The sequence below is a fragment of the Candidatus Desulfolinea nitratireducens genome (assembly GCF_982879505.1).
In genome coordinates this window covers 1-2,708 of record NZ_CEYOSI010000323.1, presented here as the reverse complement: position 1 = coordinate 2,708, position 2,708 = coordinate 1, and the positions used below count along the sequence as shown (strand labels likewise).

Below are 2,708 nucleotides of genomic sequence, written 5' to 3'. Positions count from 1 at the left end.
ATGCAGGTAATGCGCCAGTGCCAACCCTTCATTTGAAAAAGCTGAAAGCCTTTATTCGGAAACAAGCCAAAGACAACCCAATTACTGCGCAGGAAATAAAAATAGTCAATGATGCGCTTGAATCGAAATAGTTGACGAGTGAAGAGTGATAATTAAAAAACACTTGTCACCCTTCAATCATCACTTCTCTTTTATTAGACCGTTCACTCTATTTATAATTTCTTCTAGAATCCACGGACACTTTCATGACAACCCTCATTGCATTTGACCTTGAAACCACCGGGCTAAACCCCAAAACAGACGCGATCATCGAAATTGGCGCGGTGCGCTTTACTGAATCACGCATTGAAGATGAATTCTCCGTTCTCATCAATCCGGGGCGCAGCATCCCCGGCTTCATCACACAACTGACCGGGATCAGCAATGAGATGGTACGCGGTGCACCCAATATCCACGATGTGATGGCTGACTTCGAAGCCTTCGTCGGTGACGCCCCGGTCATCGGGCATAATGTCCGCTTTGACCTCGGCTTCACCCAGCAATACGATCTTCTCAAGGACAACACCGCCATCGACACATACGAGATGGCGGCAGTGCTGCTCCCATCGGCGGGACGGTATAAACTCGGAGCACTCAGCCAGGCACTCGGAATCCCTCTTGTCAACGCCCATCGTGCTCTAGATGATGCCAAGGCGACCATGGGGGTCTTTACCCGCCTCTATGAGATGGCGGAAAATCTCCCCCTAGATCTGATCGCCGAGATCTCTCGTCTCAGCGATGGTTTGGATTGGGACGCGGAATGGGTTTTCAAAACGATCATGAAAGCGCGCGCAAAAGAGGGAATTAATAAAAAGAAAACCGAGCGGGGGCCACTATTTGAACTTCGCACCAAAGAAAAATATGCCCCCCTTCAGCCAGTTTCTGATCCGATCATGCTCGACCCCGAAGAGGCCTCAGCAGTGCTGGAATATGGTGGCGCATTTTCAAACTACTTTGAAAATTATGAGTATCGCTCTGAACAAGTGGAGATGCTCCAGGTTGTTGCCGACTCCTTTTCAAATAGCCGACACTTTCTGATTGAAGCGGGCACAGGCGTTGGAAAATCATTCGCCTATCTTGTCCCAGCAGCATTATGGGCTACCCAGAATAATACCCGTGTTGTCATTTCGACAAATACGATCAACCTCCAGGATCAACTGATCAAAAAGGATATTCCCGATCTGGCTGCTGCCCTCGATATCGACCTGCGCGCCAGCGTGATGAAGGGACGCTCCAACTATCTTTGCCCGCGCCTTTTGGGCATCCTGCGCAGGCGCGGACCGCGCAATAAGGAAGAGATCCGCGTCCTGGCCAAAATCCTGGTCTGGCTGCTGGAAAACCAAAGCGGGGACCGTTCAGAGATCAACCTGACAGGGCCTGAAGAGCGAGCCATTTGGCGGCGAGTCTCTGCTGAAGATGACGCATGTACTGCCGAGACCTGCATGAAACATACCGGTGGAGCCTGCCCCTTCAACCAGGCCAAACAGGCCGCACAATCGGCCCATATTCTGATCGTCAATCACGCCCTGCTTTTGGCGGATATCGCTTCGGGCAGCCGGGTTTTACCTGAATATGAGTATCTCGTCGTGGACGAGGCCCATCATCTCGAGGGGGGCGACGACCAGCGCGCTTAGTTTCCGGATCACACCCTCCGACATGAACCGACTACTGCGCGAGCTTGGCGGATCCAATTCGGGGGCCCTCGGTGCTCTTTTATCGGAGGCAAGCCAAAATCTTCGTCCCTCCGACCAGGCCCTTTTAACGCAAAAAGTGAAACGGGCTACCGATCTCGCCTTTCGGGTACAGGAGCAGGTTCGGGTATTTTTCAATACCATCGGAGAATTTGCGGAATATCAACGTGATGGTAAAGGCAATGAAAATTATGCCTGGCAGGAGCGCGTTCTGCCATCCACCCGCACGCTGCCCATTTGGGAAGATGTGGAATTCACCTGGAATGAAACTCACGAAACGTTAAAATTATTGATGAATTTGCTCAAGGAACTGCACCTGGCTTCGGCTGAGCTTTACGCTGATGGCGCGGAATCGCTCGAAGATGCGATGGGCCTCCTGAGCAACACTTCCCGCCGCCTGACCGAAGTGGAGAACAATCTTGATGGGATGATCATGGAGCCTGCGCCGGAAACCGTTTACTGGGTGGAAATTCATCCGAAAAGCAATCGGCTAATATTGCAGGCCGCGCCGCTGCATGTAGGCGAACTGATCACAAAACATATCTGGCATAAAAAAGAGAGCGTCATTCTCACCTCAGCCACCCTCACCACGCACGGCACATTTGATTATATGCGCAATGCCCTCGGTGCGATTGATGCAGAAGTGCTTGCACTCGGTTCTCCATTTGATTATGAGGAATCAACGCTGCTCTTCCTGCCAAACGATATTCCGGAACCCAATCAGAATGGGTATACCCAGGCAGTGGAGCAGGCCCTGGTGCAGCTCGGACGCGCCACGGGCGGACGCTTGCTCTCGTTATTTACATCTTATGCGCAGCTCAAACGGGCTTCGCAATCGATCACCGGACCTCTGGGCGAAGAGGGGATCGTCGTCTTTGAGCAGGGTGAGGGCGCCTCACCCAATGCCCTGCTGGATTCCTTCAAAGCAACTGAGCGGGCTGTTTTGCTTGGTACGCGCTCTTTCTGGGAGGGAGTGGA

At 52.2% G+C, this 2,708-nt stretch carries 2 protein-coding genes; both read left to right on the top strand.

Going from position 1 to position 2,708, the window contains the following annotated elements:
* The first annotated feature begins 245 nt into the window (after window positions 1-245).
* Window positions 246-1,673: an exonuclease domain-containing protein gene (locus AC3DOM_RS17255; RefSeq protein WP_487920276.1), complete on the top strand. Its 1,428-nt coding sequence runs from the start codon at window positions 246-248 to the stop codon at window positions 1,671-1,673.
* A gap of 22 nt (window positions 1,674-1,695) precedes the next feature.
* Window positions 1,696-2,708 (top strand): ATP-dependent DNA helicase (locus AC3DOM_RS17250; protein WP_487920275.1); only part of this gene is annotated, 1,013 nt, incomplete at its 3' end.

Coding starts and splice junctions, on each gene's coding strand:
- AC3DOM_RS17255 (WP_487920276.1), top strand. CDS start 246: ATGACAACCCTCATTGCATTTGACCTTGAAACCACCGGGCTAAACCCC.